Below are 16,938 nucleotides of genomic sequence, written 5' to 3'. Positions count from 1 at the left end.
GATGCGCATCGTTCGCGAGAACGGGCGCCGAGAATGCGAGGACTGCTCCGATCGCCAGGGTCCTGAAGAGGGTATTCATATCGTTCCGTCTCATGGTCCTATCCTTGAAATCGGTTAGGCGGCGTAGTCGACGACGGTCATCATGCCGGTCGCCATGTGGTAGAGGTGATGGCAGTGGAACGCCCATGTCCCTGGGTTGGCAGCATCGAACGCCACCGTCACCTCGCGCATCGGCGGCAGCCAGACGGTGTCGCGGACAGCCCCCGCGAAGCGGCGGCCGTCGATGGCGACAACCTGGAAATGATGGCCGTGGAGGTGCATGGGATGGCCCATTATACTTGCGTTGCGCAGGACGAGTTCGATGCGCTCACCCTTTCGCACGGCGATCGGCTGATGGTTGCCCCATGTCCTGCCGTTGAGCGTCCAGGAGTAGCCCTGCATGGTGCCGCCAATCTCGACGGCCTGGTTCCGGTTCGCCGATCTCAAGGCCAGAGGCTTGGCGGCGACGAGGCTGGACTCGAATGCGAGGTCGAACGCGGCTGTCGCCTGGTCGCCAACCGGCGCGATGCGCTTTACCGCGCCGCCCCTGGTCGCCAGCACGAAACCAGTGCGCTCGACACTGCCCTCACGCAGCGCCAGGATCGGCCAGGCTCCCGCCTCGTCCGGAATACGCAGCCGGATGTCGAGGCGCTGGCCCATGGCGAGCGGAAAGCGGCGACCGCGCACTGGCGTGACGGCATTCCCGTCGACAGCGATTGCCTCGCCCTCGATCGACCCGGTGTCGACCCAGAATGCCGTTGCGGTCGCGCCGTTGATGAGCCGCAGCCGGACCGTGCCGTTGCGTTCGACAGCAAACAGCTGTGGATCGTCCAGCGTCCGGTCGTTCGCCAGGTAGGCGTCGTATTGGATGTCGTTGACGTCCATCGGCATGGCCATGCCTTGCCCGTCCGACATGCCTTGCCCGTCCGACATGCCCTGCATGTCCATGCCTGACATGCCCGACATCGAGTGCCCGGCCATGCCGCCGTTTCCCGATGCAGGCGCTGATCCGGTCAGCCCGGCCAGCAATTCCTCAGGCGTTTTGAAGCTGAAGTCGTGAAACAGCACCACCAAGGGCTGCTCGTCCGCGCCTGCCTCCGCAGGGTCTGTGACGATCAGGGGCGCGGCAAGCAGCTGCTGTTCCTGCAGCGTGTGGGCATGCATCCAATGCGTGCCCGGCGTCGTGACGGGGAAGCTGTAATCATAGGACTGGCCCGGCTGCAGCAACGGTTGCGGCAGGTCGGGCACGCCGTCCTGTCCGAACGGCGGCGTCAGGCCGTGCCAATGGATCAAGGTCGGCGCGTGCAGCCTATTTTCGAGCCGGACCTGGAAGTCATTGGCGGCCGAGGTGACAAGCCCAGGGGTGCCGTCGGGCTGGACGAGACCGAAGACTTTGGCGGCACGGCCGGCCACCTCGATGATGCGGGTATCTGCCCGGATGATGCTCGGGGAGGCCGCCTGTACAGCGCGGGGATTGATCAGCGGCAGGACGACGCCCGCGGCGCCGGCAGCCACCGTGGATGCCAGGAACTGGCGACGGGATATGGATTGCATTGCAAAGCTCTCATGTTCGTGACTCGAGGGCCGGATTGACCGGCGGCGAAGCGCACGAACGCCAGGGCGCGCGTGCGCTCAGGCGGTCACGACGAGCTTTGGAGGGCGCAGCCCGACAGGCACGTCACTTGGAGAGGATACGAAAGGCGGCGCCGTCGCGACGGGGTGGCTTCCCGAAATCGCGACGAAGAGATGGACGTCAACCGGGACGCAGAATGAGCAGCCTGAAGCCGAGATGCCGCATGTGCCTTGATGGCGCGCATGGCCGAAATCCTTGCACGGGGCGGAACCATCATGTCGGATCGCCGCGGAGCCATGATTATGCTCTGCTGCCCATTGGGCGCCAAACGAAGCCGCGGCCGAATTGGCATGGCTGGAAAGGACCGTGGAGAACGCCATCAGCAACGCGAGGCAGACGGCCAGCCAACGCGAACCGCCAAATCCTGACGGGCGCTTCATGGAACGGCCAAGCCTTGGTCGGATGCCTTTCCGATCCACAATCAACCCTTTCCGAGCCTCGGCGAACGCCATCTTGGAACTAATCTATCCCGCAAACGTGGGCCGGAATTTGCCAAACTCGTTCAAGCACAATGCGGCTTCCATGTTCTTCACATTAAGATTACCTCTTCAATCAAAATGCGCTTTGACATGCGTCAATCCGATCGAACCGGCTCTGGGGGACAATTCCAGGACAAATAAGAGGGTCTCTAGTGGAACCATCCCGCGGAGGACCATTTTCGACACACGCCCTGGGCCGAATCCAGTCGGCTGTTTCACGATGGGTGATAGGATGACTGTGCGAACCATCGTGGCCGCCCTGGCAATTGCGTTTTCCCTCTCGCCTTCGTATGCAGCACAGCATCGTCTGCCGAGCGGTTACAAATGGGGCCGCTGCCTGCTCGTCGTTCACGGCGAGACCCGCATATCCGGAAAATGCTCCTATCAGATCGAGCAGGGCGGCGATTTCAACATCCAGGGCCCCAAGCAGGTTTTCGCCGGCATCGACTATCCCGACACGCATAGCGGGGCTGGCGAGATGTCCAAGGATTACTGGGCCGTTGTCTACAAGGACGGAGATTCTTGGGCAGGCTATGCCAACGGGGATATTCGCGAGACGCACGGCGAGGTGGGCGATTGGGGAGAGCTTCGCTGCGAAGGCGCCTGCTATATCGGGAGGGACGTCAAGGTCTGCCTTTGGCGTTGACCGGCCCCCGGGCACGCCTATCCCAGCAACGTCACACGTTCGATGAAGCGCCCCTTGCCGGCGTGACGTTCCCGGATCGCTTGAAGCCGGTGGCGAAATTCCTCGGTACTGCCCCCTCTTTCGGCAAGCACCGACAGATCGGAAAGAAGCGCCGCCGCCTTGTCGTAACCGGCTGGATTGCGTCGCATGATCTCGGTCTCGACCTCTGCCCAGACGTTCTCGCCCCGCTGACGAAGCGCATCGATCCGGACATCGCGGGCCTTCTCGGCCGCTTCCGCCAGCAATCGCCGCTGCGCTTCCGCCGCCTCCGCCTCGGCGCGCTTGCGGGCAAGGCGAATTTCTTCGGCCCGTGCCCGCAGATCCGCTGATGTGCGCAAAGCGCCAGGCGAGATTGTCGTTTCGGGTTCCAAACGCGCCCGTATCGTGGCCCGCAACTCGGCGGATAGATTGGGCTCGCCGTTGAAAACCCGCATGAGCAGACTGGTCTTCTCAGCGTCGTTCATCGCCGCGACCACCCGTCGGGCCATTTCCGGCTCCGGGCCGGCGGGCGCCGTTTCCGCGCTTCGCTCGGCCGCCGCCTGGACCAGACCATGATCGATGCCGAAGAATTCGGCAAAGGCTTCGAGCGCCTCGGACAGCGGCCCGATTCCCGGCATCGGCTCCGGCGCATCGGGTTCAACGGCGTCCGCTTCGACAGCCATCAACCAGGTGAGATAGAAAAGCCGAAGATCGCCTGCGAGCAAGTCGGCTCGCAATGGCGCCAAGGCGGCGAGCCAACTCGAGTCCTCATCGTCCAGATATTCGTGCTCCTCCTCGTCGCGTGAGATGCTTATGATGACGTTCTCGCCGGCGTCTTTGAGCATGACGTCGTCGGTCGCCGCGAGGAAGCTGCCTATGCGGTCCCGATCGACCAACCGAGCCGGCAGCTTGATCATCAGGCGGCGGGAACCCCAGTTGGCGAAATAGAGATGAAGATCGAACCAGCGCGCCATAAGCTCGTCCGGATCGCCCCTGAAGTCTCCCCACTCGTAGGAATTGGTGAAGCTGGTGGCGGTGATCCGCGCCCGCGAAGACAGGCCGCGAAGCACCTGTCGATCCGCGTTGCCAAGAGGACGATCGACCGCCTGGAATTCGTAATATTGGTATTCGCTCATTGCTAAACCGGGTGCAGGAGTTCATCGGCTTCGAGGATATGGAGCGCCTCGGCGAGCGTCACATTCGCATGCAACAGCCACCATTTGCCCGTATGCCGCATCCAATAGATGTCGAATCTGTCTGGTCCGATGCAGTCCAGCCTGGCGAAAGGCGCGTCGAACTCCTCCTCGCCGCGATTTTGCTCCAGCCCGACCGAAACCGCTGGATGAAGCGTTACCGCCCGCCCGCCCATGCGCCCCGGATGTCGACTGTGTAATTCCATTTCGTCGGTCGTATCTCGGACAGGTACCTGGGTTTGAGGACGTCCTGAATGAACTTCTCGCATGCCGTGACAATCACCTGTTTCTCTCGCTGGCTGACTGCCGCGGGCCTTGGGGCCCTGTGGACCCACCGCTTGCCTTGGACCATGGTGTTGATCCATCCTTTGTTTGCTGACCCTGTCTCTTACGACCGCCGACATCCTGTCGATTCACAACTGAGCGAGCAAACACGGGCAAGAAAGTGGATCGAGAAGAAAGCCAAGAAAGTGTGCGAAGCTACCCTGTTGGCACCGTTGCCTTCTATGGTCCCGATGACAGCCGCGCCACCAAGGTGGCGGTCGCGATACTTCCGTACCAGGACTCTGAGGTGACCGAGCTGCGTCGCTGGTTCGGCGAAACGGGCGATCTGCGCAAGGATGACATGATCTTCGCCGAAATCGCGGCGTTCTTGTGGGAGCAAGACGTCCATTCCGTGGTGATGGTCGACGGAATTCTAGGTTGTCCGCATGAGGAAGGAACCGACTATCCTGAAGGCGGCGTCTGTCCGAAATGCCCCTATTGGGCAGGGAGGGATCGCTGGGCGGGTAAGCTCAAAGCCTACTGAGCCCGGTCGAGATTGATCGGAGGCGGAGCGCCGCACGATCCCGCGATGAAGCTTCAGTCCGATCCATCGGCCTGATGCGCCGCGATCGCAGTCAAAAACACTTCCCCGAACTCCTTCAGCTTGGCGGCGCCCACGCCGTTCACCTCGGCGAACTCGTCGAGGTCTTGCGGGCGGCGCTCGGCCATGTCGATCAGCGTGCGGTCGGAGAACACCACATAGGCCGGCACCTGGCGTTCCTTGGCGAGCCGCAGCCGCAGCGTCTTGAGCGTCGCCAGAAGCGATGCATCGACGCCCTCGCCATCCACGGCCAAGCCTTGCGCGGCACGCTTCCGGCCGCGCGCAAGACGGTCCCGGCCCTCGACGCGATACTCGAAGGCAACCTCGCCACGCCCGAGCGCGCGGCCGCTTTCCGAGATGGCGAGGCCGCCATGGCCGTCCGGATCCGGCACCAGGAAGCCGCCGGCGACCAGCTGCCGGACCAGCGACAGCCAGACCGGCTTCCTGTGCATGATGCCGGTCCTGAAGCTGGCGATCTTCTGATGGCCTCTCGCCAGCACCTTCTCGGTCTCGTGGCCGAGCAGGATGTCGATGACGTGGGCGGCTCCGAAGCGCTCGCCACTCTGCGCCACGGCCGCAAGGATGATGCGCGCCTCGGCGCTGCCGTCGGCGCGCGGCGCCTGGTTAAGACAGTTGTCGCAATTGCCGCAGGCCTTCGCCTCCTCGCCGAAATAGCCGAGCAGCACCTGGCGTCGGCACTGCGCCGTCTCGCAATAGCCGATCAGCGTGTCGAGCCGGCGATGCGCCCGTCTCTTGTGCTCGGGCGAGGTATCCTCCTCGTCGATGAACATCCGGCGCGTGCGGATGTCGCCGGCGCCGTAGAGCATATGCGCTTCGGCCGGCCGTCCGTCGCGCCCGGCGCGGCCGATCTCCTGGTAATAGGCCTCCAGGCTGCCCGGCAGGTCGGTGTGGAAGACATAGGCGAGGTCGGGCTTGTCGATGCCCATGCCGAAGGCGATGGTCGCCACCATGACGACGCCCGACAGGCTCATGAAGGCATTCTGGTTCGCTTCCCGCGCCTCCTTGCTCATGCCGGCATGATAGGCGAGCGCGCGCACGCCGTTCTTCTCCAGGAAGGCCGCCATTTCCTCGGTCTTGCGCCGCGACAGGCAGTAGATGATGCCGCTTTTGCCGGGGTGCCGCTCGACGAAGCGCAGCAGCTGGCGCTTGCTGTCCTGCTTGGTCTCGATCGCCAGCTTGATGTTGGGCCGGTCGAAACCCAGCACCAGCGTTTCGGCGCGTCCGGCAAACAGCCGTGCCTCGATGTCGCCGCGCGTCGCCTCGTCCGCCGTCGCCGTCAGCGCAATGATCGGCACGTGCGGAAACACGCCGCGCAGCTGCGACAGGTCCTCATATTCGCGGCGGAAGGCCGGGCCCCATTGCGAGATGCAATGCGCCTCGTCGATGGCGATCAGGCTGACATCGAGCCGCGACAGCGCATCCAGCATACGCTCCGTCATCAGCCGCTCCGGCGCCAGATAGAGCAGCCGCGTCTGCCCGGATGCCACGCGGCGCCAGGCCGCGACATTGGCCTCGCGATCGAGCGAGGAGTTGATCGTGTCGGCAGCCACGCCGGCAAGGCGCAAGGCGGCGACCTGATCCTGCATCAGCGCCACCAGCGGCGACACCACGATGGTGAGCCCGCCCTTGACCAGCGCCGGAACCTGATAGCAGAGCGACTTGCCGGCGCCCGTCGGCATGACCGCCAGCACATGGCGTCCGGAGAACAGCGCCTCGATCACGGTCGCCTGCCCGGGACGGAAATCGTCGTAGCCGAACACATCCTTCAGCACGCGACGCTTGGGATCCTCGGCCCGGATGCTCGCTGCCTGTGCCGGCATCAGGCAGACACCGGACAGGAAGTCGTTTTCGGGAAGATGCGAAGAGCAGACAAGTGATTCACCGCGTGATGCCTTGGAGTAGCGCAGCCGCGACCCGGCCACAACCGCGCTTTGCGGGTAGCCCTGTCGCCTCGCGCCAATGTCGCATCGAAAAGCCATGGCTGGCACACTGGCTGGAGAGCCCCGGCTGCTATGGTTCGATGCATCCATGCCGGCAGCAACCGCAAAAGGAACCTTCGCATGATCGACCCCGCCACGCTCATCACCTACATCGCGGTCGTGTTCGGCTTCGTCTTCATTCCGGGACCGGCGACGCTGCTCACCGTGGCGCGCGCGACGAGCTCGGGCACGAAGGTCGGCATCGCTACCGGCGCCGGTGTCGCGGCGGGTGATGTCATCCACACCATCATGGCCATTGTCGGCATCTCGGCCATCATCGCCGCCTCGGCGATGCTGTTCAGCATCGTCAAATATATCGGCGCTGCCTATCTCGTTTATCTCGGCATCCGCGCCATTCTCGAAAAGGCGCCGGCCAATCTGGCGGGCAGGACGCTACCGATCTCGGCGCGAAAAGCCTTCCGGCAGGCGATCCTGACCGAAGTGCTCAACCCGAAGACGGCTCTGTTCTTCCTCGCCTTCCTGCCGCAATTCGTCCACCCGCAAGGCGGTTTCGTGGTGCTGCAACTGATGGTGCTGGGCATCATCTTCATCCTGCTCGGTCTCTTCAGCACTGTCGTCTTCGCGGTCAGCGCGGGCGGACTGGGTTCCTTCCTGCGCCGCAATCCGGCAGTGCTGAAATGGCAAGGCAAGGTGGTCGGCGGCATCTATTGCGCCCTCGGCATACGGCTCGCGCTGCAGCAGCGCTGAGTTTTCCCAACCTGCCGGCAGTCGGTCGCCGTTAAGCTTATCTTCACCATGCTGCGGCACCTTTGCACTTCTGCGGCAATGTTTGAGTACCGCGGCGGCGCAACCAGCGCCCAGGCAACAAGCCCGCGCTTTATACGGCGCGGGCTTTTCCTTTGAGAAGCGGATACTCAGCCGAGGAAATCGGCGCGGTAAGGCGCGAAGCTGTCGACCAGGCGCCCGGCCTCCAGCGCCTTGACGCCATGCACGAGATTGGAAGGCACGATGAAGCTGCTTCCGGTCTCGAGGATTTCCGATCGGCCGTCGATGGTGACCTCGAAGCGGCCCTCGGCGACATAGCTTGCCTGGACATGCGGATGCGAATGCAGAGCGCCGACCCCGCCCTTTTCAAAAGCAAATTCGACCATCATCAGTTCGTCTGTGTGCACCAGCACGCGCCGGCGATTGCCGTCCGGCGTCGGTTCCCAGGCTTTTGCGCCTGCGTGTGAGAAAATATCGCTCATCGTCCAATTTCCATTCGAAGCATGACGTTCCTCCATGCCAAACCCATGGGCGCCAGGCTCAGAGCCGGTACGCCTTCTTGGCAAGCGTATAGGCAAGGTCGCGCGCCAGCTCATGCGCCTCGTCCTCGCGCAGCCGATGCTCGGCGACCAGCCGCGCCAGGAAGGCGCAGTCGACGCGGCGCGCGACGTCGTGGCGCGCCGGGATCGACGGAAAGGCGCGCGTGTCGTCGTTGAAGCCGACCGTGTTGTAGAAGCCTGCCGTCTCGGTAGTCATCTCGCGAAAGCGGCGCATCCCTTCCGGACTGTCGTGAAACCACCAGGCCGGCCCCAGCTTCAGCGCCGGATAGACGCCGGCGAGCGGCGCCAGCTCGCGTGCGTAGCTCGACTCGTCGAGCGTGAACAGGATGATCGTGATGTCGCGTTCCAGCCCGACGCAGTCGAGCAGCGGCTTCAGCGCCGTCACATAGTCGGCCCGCGTCGGGATATCGAAACCCTTGTCGCGGCCGAATTTCTGGAAAACGGCAGGCGAATGATTGCGCCATGATCCGGGATGGATCTGCATCACAAGGCCGTCGTCGCGGCTCATCTTGGCCATTTCGGTCAACATCTGCGCCCTGAACAGCCGCCGCTCGCGCTGGTCGTCGGAGCCGCGGCGGATACGGTTGAACAGCTCCTCAGCCGCCGCATCGGAGAGATTGGCGGTCTCGGCGGTCGGATGGCCATGATCGGACGAGGTTGCTCCGAACGCCTTGAAATAGGCGCGACGCTGCCGATGCGCATCGAGATAGCCTGTCCATGTACCAGTATCGCATCCCGTGATGTCGCCGAGGCGGTCGAGATTGCCCAAGAATCCTTCGAAATCGGGATCGACTACCGCGTCCGGCCGGTAGGCCGTGACGACGCGGCCGTTCCAGCCGCTGTCGCGGATCGTCCGGTGCCATTTGAGATCGTCGAGCGCGCCCTCGGTCGTGGCGATCACCTCGATGTTAAAGCGCTCGAACAGCGCACGCGGACGATAGTCGTCGCGCTGCAGCAGCGTGGCGATCGTATCGTAGGTGCGATCGGCGGAAGCGGCTGTGAGCGGCTCCTCGATGCCGAACAGATGCGCGAACACATGGTCGAGCCAGAGCCGGGTCGGCGTGCCGCGGAAGAGATAATAATGCTCGGCGAAGCGCCGCCAGATCATCCGGCCATCGGTCTCGCCCGGCGCGCCATCGAGCGTCGGCACGCCGAGCTCTTCCAGCCGCAAGCCCTGGCTGAACAGCATGCGAAGGATGTAATGATCGGGCACGATCAGCAATTGCGCCGGATCGGGGAACGGCTCGTTGAGCGCATACCAGCGCGGGTCGGTATGACCGTGCGGACTGACGATGGGCAGGTCCTTCACGCCGGCGTAAAGGGCGCGGGCCAGTGCGCGCGAATTCGCCTCGGGCGCAAACAGCAGTCGGGATCGGTCGATGTGGCCACTTGGCTCCTCCGGATTGCATTGGAGCATGATCTCGAACCGAGGGTCGGTGAACGCAAAAAGCGGGAACCCGCTTTTGCAAAAGATCATGATCCGACAAAGAGTTAGATCGCAATGGCGATTAAACTAAACGCCATCCTGATCTAACGGTGAATCCGTCGGAGGCAATGTCAACATGCAAAACGATCGATTGCATGGCGGCCCTCGAAAGCAACGCAGCCATTGTGCGCGCCGACAGTGGATGTTACGTCGCTGCCATCTTTTTCGCCCGGCGTCAGGCGGGCAACCCGATCGGAGACTTCGCTTCCCATGAACGGTCGCCTGTCCAACGCCACAATCGCTGAGCTGCCCGCCGAAGTCCTTATTCCTCGCTACGCCTGCAATTCTGTCACGCCCGGCATCGTCCATCTTGGCGTCGGCGCCTTCCACCGCGCCCACCAGGCGGCCTATGTCGACGCCTGCCTGGCGGACGGCGAGAGCGATTGGGGCATCGTCGGCGTCTCGCTGCGCAGCCCCGACACGCGCGACGCGCTTCAGCCGCAGGATGGGCTCTACACGCTGGCGATCAGGGACAGCGCCGGCGAACAGCTGCAGGTGATCGGTTCGATCCAGTCCTTGCTCGTCGCTCCGGAGTATCCCGGCGCGGTGCTCGCCGCACTGACCGACCCGCGCATCCGCATCGTGACGCTGACCATCACCGAGAAGGCTTATCTCAGGGCGGCCGACGGCACGCTCGACAGCGCGCACCCCGACATCGTCCACGATCTCGCCAACCCCGGATCGCCGAAGACGGCGCATGGCTTTCTCACCGAATCACTGGCGCGCCGCAGCATTGCCGGCACGCCGCCTTTCACGGTGCTCTGCTGCGACAACCTTCCGGCCAACGGCGCGACGCTGCACCGACTGCTGATCGAATTCGCGAAACTGCGCGATGCCGATCTCGGCCGCCATGTCGCCGACGAAGTCGCCTTTCCGTCTTCCATGGTCGACCGCATCGTGCCGGCGACGACGGATGCCGACCGGACGCGCATCGGCCAACAGCTCGGTGTCGAGGATGCCTGGCCGGTGATGACCGAGCCCTTCCGCCAATGGGTGGTCGAGGACCGTTTCCCGGCCGGACGGCCGGCGTGGGAGAAATTCGGCGTCACCATGGTCGAGGATGTCGGCCCGTTCGAGGATATGAAGCTGAGGCTGCTCAACGGCGCGCATTCAGGCATCGCCTATCTCGGCCTGCTCAGCGGCCATGCCACCGTCGACTGCGCCTTTGCCGACCCGTCGATCCGGCAATTCGTCGACCGGCTCTGGGCCGAGGCCATCCCGACGCTGCCGCAGGATGCCGGGCTCGACCCGATCCCCTACACGGCCGAGCTCGCCCAACGCTTTTCCAACACCGCGCTCGCCCACCGCACCGCGCAGATCGCCAATGACGGCAGCCAGAAATTGCCGCAGCGCATCGTCGCTTCCGCGCTTGCCCGGATGGAGGCGGGCCTGCTGCCGGAACATCTGTCGCTGGTTGTCGCCGCCTGGATCGCGGCATGCGCCGCGCGCGGCGGTGCTTTGCCTGAGGCCCATTTCACCGATCCACTCGATGCCGCTCTCGGCGAGCTGTTCGGCCGGAATCTGCCGACGGCAACAATGGCCGAGGCCGTGTTCGACCTCGCCGGCTTTGCCAATGGTCACGCGGAACGACAGAGGCTGATCGAGTTTGTTGCCACCCACCTCGTCCATTTCAAGCAAGGCGGCCCGAAGCTGGCCTTTGCCGCGCTCGGCATTGGCAACGAGCCGCCCAGGCTGGCCGATTAGCCAGTTTCTTAACACAGAAGTTTTGACCGGTTGGTTAGTGTGCGTTGGCAGATCCCATGCCTTGGCGATTGGCCGAGACGCCTATCGCGGTCGAGGTTCAGGAGCCTTCAGCTCATCGCCGGCGTTTACGCCGGAGGCGGGAAAAACGGGGCAAACAAAAAGCGGGGCAAGCCCGCTCTTTAAATCGCTTCTCTGCAGCCGAAATTAGGCCGGGATCAGCGCGCCTTCCAGCGTGGTGAGCTGGGCGAGGAACTGCTCGGCGCGGCTGCGCGCCACGTCGTCCTTGGCGTCGGCGGCGTCTTCCCTGGCGTCCTGGATGCGACGCGCCAGGTCCGCGCGGTCGATGTCGTTCACATGCACGGCCGATTCGGCCAGCAGCGTGCAGCCGGACGGCAGGATGTCGGCGAAACCGCCGAACACGACATAGCGGTCTTCCTTGCCGCCCGCGGCTTTCACCGTGACGACGCCGGGCTTGATGGTGGTCATGACCGGCGCGTGCTGCGCCATCACCGTCATCTCGCCTTCGGCGCCCGGGATGACGACGGACTCGACCTGCTCGGAAACGAGCAGCCGCTCCGGCGAGACCAGTTCGAACTTGAAAGCTTCAGCCATTTTGCTTCACCTTGCCGGCGATACTTTTGTCAGTCTGCAATCCTGTCCCACAGAAGGGACAGAACATGACCGCTTGATCGAAATACCCAAGACCGTCTTCCGTTTCGACAGTCCCGACGGTCATCATCAATATCCCATCGTCGGTCTCGAAGAACGACGGCGAGGGAAGCTCTGTCATTCACCTCTTGCAGGGTGGAGCAACAGAACTTCCTGTCCATAGTTATGCCGCTTCAGCCGCCAGGCGCTGCGCCTTCTCGACCGCTTCGTCGATGCCGCCGACCATATAGAACGCGGCTTCCGGCAGGTGGTCGTAGTCGCCGGCGCAAAGGCCCTTGAAGCCCTTGATGGTGTCGGCGAGGTCGACCAGCTTGCCCGGCGAACCGGTGAACACTTCGGCGACGAAGAACGGCTGCGACAGGAAGCGCTCGATCTTGCGGGCGCGGGCGACGGTCTGCTTGTCCTCTTCGGACAACTCGTCCATGCCCAGGATGGCGATGATGTCCTGCAGCGACTTGTAGCGCTGAAGGATCGACTGCACCTGGCGGGCGACCTGGTAGTGCTCCTCGCCGACGACCATCGGGTCGAGCATGCGCGAGGTGGAATCCAGCGGATCGACGGCCGGGTAGATGCCCTTTTCCGAGATCGCGCGGTTGAGCACGGTCGTGGCGTCGAGGTGGGCGAAGGAGGTCGCCGGCGCAGGGTCGGTCAGGTCGTCGGCCGGCACGTAGATCGCCTGCACCGAGGTGATCGAGCCCTTGGTCGTCGTCGTGATGCGCTCTTGCAGCGCGCCCATGTCGGTGGCCAGCGTCGGCTGGTAGCCCACGGCGGAAGGAATGCGGCCGAGCAGCGCCGACACTTCCGAGCCCGCCTGGGTGAAGCGGAAGATGTTGTCGACGAAGAACAGCACATCCTGGCCCTGGTCGCGGAAATATTCGGCGACCGTCAGACCGGTAAGACCGACGCGGGCACGCGCGCCCGGCGGTTCGTTCATCTGGCCGTAGACGAGGGCGGCCTTGGAGCCCTGGCCGCCGCCCTTCTTGTTGACGCCCGATTCGATGAACTCGTGATAGAGGTCATTGCCTTCGCGGGTACGCTCGCCGACGCCGGCGAACACCGAGAAGCCGCCGTGGGCCTTGGCGACGTTGTTGATCAGTTCCTGGATCAGCACGGTCTTGCCGACGCCGGCGCCGCCGAACAGGCCGATCTTGCCGCCGCGGGCGTAAGGCGCGAGCAGGTCGAGAACCTTGATGCCGGTGACCAGGATCTGCGCTTCCGTCGACTGGTCGACATAGGCCGGAGCCGGCTGGTGGATGGCGCGCATTTCGATGCCGTCGACCGGGCCTTCCTCGTCGACCGGCTCGCCGATGACGTTGATGATGCGGCCGAGCATGCCCGGACCGACCGGAACCGATATCGGCGCGCCGGTGTCAAAGACGTCCTGCCCGCGGACCAGACCTTCGGTCGAGTCCATGGCAATGCAGCGCACGGTGTTCTCGCCGAGATGCTGGGCAACCTCGAGCACCAGGCGGTTGCCGACATTGTCGGTTTCCAGCGCGTTCAGAATGGCCGGCAGGTGATCTTCGAACTGGACGTCGACCACGGCGCCGATGACTTGGCGGACCTTGCCAGCGGCGCCGACGCGCTTGGCCGCGACGCTCGCCGCGGAAGCCGCGGCCTTGGCCGGAGCGGCCGCCTTCTTCGCCGGAGCGGCGGCCTTCGCGGCTGCCGGGGCCTTTGCCGCCTTCGGGGCCGATGCCTCCTTGGCTGCGGTCTTCGGGGTAGCTGCTTTCGCCATCGTCTTTGCCCTTTTCGTCTATCCGTTGTTCACGCCGCTGCGAGGTCTTGGGACCCCGCCCGCGCGCGCCTAGAGCGCCTCGGCGCCCGAAATGATTTCGATCAGTTCCTTGGTGATCTGCGCCTGCCGCTGGCGGTTGTAGGTGATCGACAGCCTGTTGATCATGTCGCCGGCATTGCGCGTCGCATTGTCCATCGCGCTCATCTTGGCGCCCATCTCGCCGGCCGCGTTCTCCAGCAGCGCCCGGAAGATCTGCACCGCGATGTTGCGGGGGATCAGGTCGGAGAGGATCTCGCCCGGCTCCGGCTCGTATTCATAGACCGCGGTGGCGCCGTTGCCTGTCGCGGCGGCGGCCGAGGCCTGTGCCGCCGGGATGATCTGCTGCGCCGTCGGGATCTGGCTGATCACCGACTTGAACTGCGAATAGAACAGCGTGCAGATGTCGAAGCCGCCCTCGTTGAAGAGGTGGATGACCTTGCGCGCGATAGCGTCGGCATTGACGAAGCCGAGCGCCTTGACCTCGCGCAGGTCAACGCGCTCGAGTATCAGCGAGGCATAGTCGCGGCGCAGGATGTCGTAACCCTTCTTGCCGACGCAGATGATCTTGACCTGCTTGCCGTCGGCCAGAAGCCTGCGGATATGATCGCGAGCAAGCCGTGCGATCTGCGAGTTGAAGCCGCCGCACAGGCCGCGCTCGGCGGTGCAGACGATGAGCAGATGCACATCATCCCGGCCGGTTCCGGTCATCAGCGCCGGGGCATCGCCGCCGCCGCCGATCGCCTGGGTGATGTTGGCCAGAACCGCGCCCATGCGCTCGGAATAGGGTCTGGCTGCTTCCGCCGCCTCCTGCGCGCGACGCAGCTTCGCCGCGGCGACCATCTGCATCGCCTTGGTGATCTTCTGCGTCGCCTTGACCGAGGCGATGCGATTACGAAGGTCTTTTAACGAAGCCATGCTTCAAACCTGATCCCGTGCGTCCGGCTTCGTTCAAGCGAAGGTCTTGGCGAAGGCGTCGATTTCCGCCTTCAGCTTGGCGCGCAGATCGTCCGACAGCGCCTTCTCCTTGCGGATGCCGTCGAGGACATCCTTGCCGGCCGAGCGCATGTGGCTGAGCAGTCCATGCTCGAACTTGCCGACCTGGTTGAGCGGCAGCTTGTCGAGATAGCCGTTGACGCCGGCGAAGATCACCGCGACCTGCTCTTCCGTCTTCAGCGGCGAGAACTGCGGCTGCTTCAAGAGTTCCGTCAGGCGCGAACCGCGGTTCAAGAGGCGCTGCGTGGCGGCGTCGAGGTCCGAGCCGAACTGCGCGAAGGCCGCCATTTCGCGGTACTGCGCGAGTTCGCCCTTGATCGAGCCTGCAACCTGCTTCATCGCCTTGATCTGCGCCGAGGAGCCGACGCGCGACACCGACAGGCCGACATTCACCGCCGGACGGATGCCCTGGAAGAACAGGTTGGTCTCGAGGAAGATCTGGCCGTCGGTGATCGAGATCACGTTGGTCGGGATGTAGGCCGACACGTCGTTGGCCTGCGTCTCGATGACCGGCAGCGCGGTCAGCGAGCCGGCGCCGTTGTCGTCGTTGAGCTTGGCGGCGCGTTCGAGCAGGCGCGAATGCAGGTAGAAGACGTCGCCCGGATAGGCTTCGCGGCCCGGCGGACGGCGCAGCAAGAGCGACATCTGGCGATAGGCGACGGCCTGCTTCGACAGATCGTCATAGCTGATGAGTGCATGCATGCCGTTGTCGCGGAAATATTCGCCCATGGTGCAGCCGGCGAACGGCGCCAGGAACTGCATCGGCGCCGGGTCGGACGCGGTGGCGGCGATGATGATGGAGTAGTCGAGCGCGCCGCGCTCCTCCAGCACCTTGACGAACTGCGCAACGGTCGAGCGCTTCTGGCCGACGGCGACGTAGACGCAGTAGAGCTTTTCCTTCTCCGGGCCGTTGTCGTGCACCGACTTCTGGTTCAGCATCGTGTCGAGGATGATGGCGGTCTTGCCGGTCTGGCGGTCGCCGATGACCAGCTCACGCTGGCCGCGGCCGACCGGGATCAGCGCGTCGATGGCCTTGAGGCCGGTCGACATCGGCTCATGCACCGACTTGCGCGGGATGATGCCGGGCGCCTTGACGTCGACGCGCTTGCGCTCGGTGGCCTGGATCGGACCCTTGCCGTCGATCGGGTTGCCGAGCGCGTCGACGACGCGGCCAAGCAGGCCCGGACCGACCGGAACGTCGACGATGGCGCCGGTGCGCTTGACGGTGTCGCCTTCCTTGATGTCGCGGTCGTTGCCGAAGATGACGACGCCGACATTGTCGGCTTCGAGGTTCAGCGCCATGCCGCGGATGCCGCCCGGGAACTCGACCATCTCGCCGGCCTGGACATTGTCGAGGCCGTAGACGCGGGCGATGCCGTCACCGACGGACAGAACCTGACCGACTTCGGAGACCTCGGCCTCCTTGCCGAAATTCTTGATCTGGTCTTTCAGAATTGCGGAAATTTCCGCGGCGCGGATGTCCATCAGCCGACCTCTTTCAGTGCAAGCTTGAGCGAATTGAGTTTGGTTTTGAGCGACGTATCGATCTGGCGCGAGCCCATCTTGACGATCAGTCCGCCGAGCAGCGACGGATCGACGGTCATGGCGATGGCCACATCCTTGCCGGCGATGCTCTTCAGCGTCGCCTTCAGTTCAGTCTGCTGCGCGGCCGTCAGCGCATGCGCCGAGGTGACCTCGGCGGACGCCTCGCCGCGATGGTCGGCGGCGATCTGGCGGAACGCCTTGATCATGCCGGGCACCGCGAACAGGCGACGGTTCCTGGCGACGACGCGCAGGAAATTGCCAACGAGACCGGTTATGCCTGCCTTGTCGGCAATGGCCGCGATGGCCTTGGCCTGGTCCTCGCTGGAGAACACCGGGCTGTCGATCAGCCGCTTGAGATCGTCGCTGCCGTTGAGCATCACCTCGAAGCTCGTGAGGTCGGCCTCGACCTTGGCGACTGAATTGTCCTGCAGAGCAAGCTCGAACAGCGAGCCTGCGTAGCGTTCTGCGACAGCTGAGATTGGCGATGACGATTGGGCCACGGACCGTCTTTTCTCTTGTCTGACAGGCCGCAGATTGTTGGCGCGAGCGGGAACTCTGGCTAAATCTTTGACCTTACTGCATTTTTCCAAGCACGGAGGTGCGGC

At 64.1% G+C, this 16,938-nt stretch carries 16 protein-coding genes and 1 pseudogene; 4 read left to right on the top strand and 13 right to left on the bottom strand.

The features are described 5' to 3' along the window. Positions 1-114: 114 nt before the first annotated feature. A complete protein-coding gene (locus tag EJ072_RS16360) occupies positions 115-1,593 on the bottom strand; it encodes a multicopper oxidase family protein (RefSeq protein WP_126080593.1) in 1,479 nt (492 codons plus the stop codon). A gap of 78 nt (positions 1,594-1,671) precedes the next feature. Then, a complete protein-coding gene (locus EJ072_RS16355) occupies positions 1,672-2,124 on the bottom strand; it encodes a hypothetical protein (protein WP_126080592.1) in 453 nt (150 codons plus the stop codon). Between the two features lie 277 nt (positions 2,125-2,401). On the opposite strand from EJ072_RS16355, the gene EJ072_RS16350 reads away from it, so the two are divergent. Then, positions 2,402-2,797 (top strand): hypothetical protein, encoded by a 396-nt coding sequence (locus EJ072_RS16350; RefSeq protein WP_126080591.1) that lies wholly within the window; start codon positions 2,402-2,404, stop codon positions 2,795-2,797. 17 nt (positions 2,798-2,814) lie between these two features. Here the strand turns inward: EJ072_RS16350 and EJ072_RS16345 are convergent, their stop codons facing one another. Together EJ072_RS16345 and EJ072_RS36775 are read right to left on the bottom strand one after the other, a co-directional pair. Next, a complete protein-coding gene (locus EJ072_RS16345; RefSeq protein WP_126080590.1) occupies positions 2,815-3,951 on the bottom strand; it encodes a hypothetical protein in 1,137 nt (378 codons plus the stop codon). A gap of 2 nt (positions 3,952-3,953) precedes the next feature. Then, on the bottom strand, positions 3,954-4,214 hold the full coding sequence (locus EJ072_RS36775; RefSeq protein WP_245467322.1) for a hypothetical protein: 261 nt from the start codon (positions 4,212-4,214) through the stop codon (positions 3,954-3,956). A gap of 239 nt (positions 4,215-4,453) precedes the next feature. Here EJ072_RS36775 and EJ072_RS16335 point away from each other — a divergent pair, with 239 nt between their 5' ends. Continuing rightward, positions 4,454-4,816, top strand: a complete 363-nt coding sequence (locus EJ072_RS16335) for a hypothetical protein (RefSeq protein WP_126080589.1) — start codon at positions 4,454-4,456, stop codon at positions 4,814-4,816. A 53-nt stretch (positions 4,817-4,869) separates the two neighbouring features. On the opposite strand, the gene recQ is transcribed toward EJ072_RS16335, so the two are convergent. Continuing rightward, positions 4,870-6,714: a DNA helicase RecQ gene (recQ, locus tag EJ072_RS16330; protein WP_126080588.1), complete on the bottom strand. Its 1,845-nt coding sequence runs from the start codon at positions 6,712-6,714 to the stop codon at positions 4,870-4,872. 240 nt (positions 6,715-6,954) lie between these two features. On the opposite strand from recQ, the gene EJ072_RS16325 reads away from it, so the two are divergent. Further along, positions 6,955-7,581: a LysE family translocator gene (locus EJ072_RS16325; RefSeq protein ID WP_126080587.1), complete on the top strand. Its 627-nt coding sequence runs from the start codon at positions 6,955-6,957 to the stop codon at positions 7,579-7,581. 167 nt (positions 7,582-7,748) lie between these two features. On the opposite strand, the gene EJ072_RS16320 is transcribed toward EJ072_RS16325, so the two are convergent. Both EJ072_RS16320 and uxaC read right to left on the bottom strand, forming a co-directional pair. Further along, entirely contained in the window at positions 7,749-8,081 is a 333-nt protein-coding gene (locus EJ072_RS16320) for a cupin domain-containing protein (protein WP_126080586.1), read from the bottom strand. 58 nt (positions 8,082-8,139) lie between these two features. Next, a complete protein-coding gene (gene uxaC, locus EJ072_RS16315) occupies positions 8,140-9,576 on the bottom strand; it encodes a glucuronate isomerase (protein ID WP_126080585.1) in 1,437 nt (478 codons plus the stop codon). A gap of 279 nt (positions 9,577-9,855) precedes the next feature. Here uxaC and EJ072_RS16310 point away from each other — a divergent pair, with 279 nt between their 5' ends. Beyond that, positions 9,856-11,349 carry a mannitol dehydrogenase family protein gene (locus EJ072_RS16310; protein ID WP_126080584.1) on the top strand — a complete coding sequence of 498 codons (1,494 nt, stop codon included), beginning with the start codon at positions 9,856-9,858 and terminating at the stop codon, positions 11,347-11,349. A 204-nt stretch (positions 11,350-11,553) separates the two neighbouring features. Here EJ072_RS16310 and EJ072_RS16305 read toward each other — a convergent pair whose 3' ends face one another. The 6 genes and pseudogenes from EJ072_RS16305 to EJ072_RS16280 all read right to left on the bottom strand — a co-directional run bounded on the left by EJ072_RS16305 (position 11,554) and on the right by EJ072_RS16280 (position 16,833). Then, positions 11,554-11,961 (bottom strand): F0F1 ATP synthase subunit epsilon, encoded by a 408-nt coding sequence (locus EJ072_RS16305; protein ID WP_126080583.1) that lies wholly within the window; start codon positions 11,959-11,961, stop codon positions 11,554-11,556. Further along, positions 11,954-12,179: pseudogene (locus tag EJ072_RS16300) on the bottom strand (hypothetical protein). Before EJ072_RS16300 ends, EJ072_RS16305 begins: the two are co-directional and overlap by 8 nt. A gap of 2 nt (positions 12,180-12,181) precedes the next feature. After that, the gene (gene atpD, locus EJ072_RS16295) at positions 12,182-13,756 is read right to left on the bottom strand and encodes a F0F1 ATP synthase subunit beta (RefSeq protein WP_126080581.1); all 1,575 of its coding nucleotides are present in this window, start codon (positions 13,754-13,756) and stop codon (positions 12,182-12,184) included. A 69-nt stretch (positions 13,757-13,825) separates the two neighbouring features. Further along, the gene (locus EJ072_RS16290) at positions 13,826-14,710 is read right to left on the bottom strand and encodes a F0F1 ATP synthase subunit gamma (protein WP_126080580.1); all 885 of its coding nucleotides are present in this window, start codon (positions 14,708-14,710) and stop codon (positions 13,826-13,828) included. A 33-nt stretch (positions 14,711-14,743) separates the two neighbouring features. Further along, entirely contained in the window at positions 14,744-16,273 is a 1,530-nt protein-coding gene (gene atpA / locus EJ072_RS16285) for a F0F1 ATP synthase subunit alpha (protein WP_126080579.1), read from the bottom strand. Continuing rightward, entirely contained in the window at positions 16,273-16,833 is a 561-nt protein-coding gene (locus EJ072_RS16280; RefSeq protein WP_126080578.1) for a F0F1 ATP synthase subunit delta, read from the bottom strand. Before EJ072_RS16280 ends, atpA begins: the two co-directional genes overlap by 1 nt. Positions 16,834-16,938: the final 105 nt, after the last annotated feature.

The sequence above is a fragment of the Mesorhizobium sp. M2A.F.Ca.ET.046.03.2.1 genome (assembly GCF_003952425.1).
Lineage (GTDB): Bacteria > Pseudomonadota > Alphaproteobacteria > Rhizobiales > Rhizobiaceae > Mesorhizobium.
The sequence above is the reverse complement of the archived record's forward strand: the minus strand, read 5'-3'. Positions and strand labels throughout refer to the sequence as shown.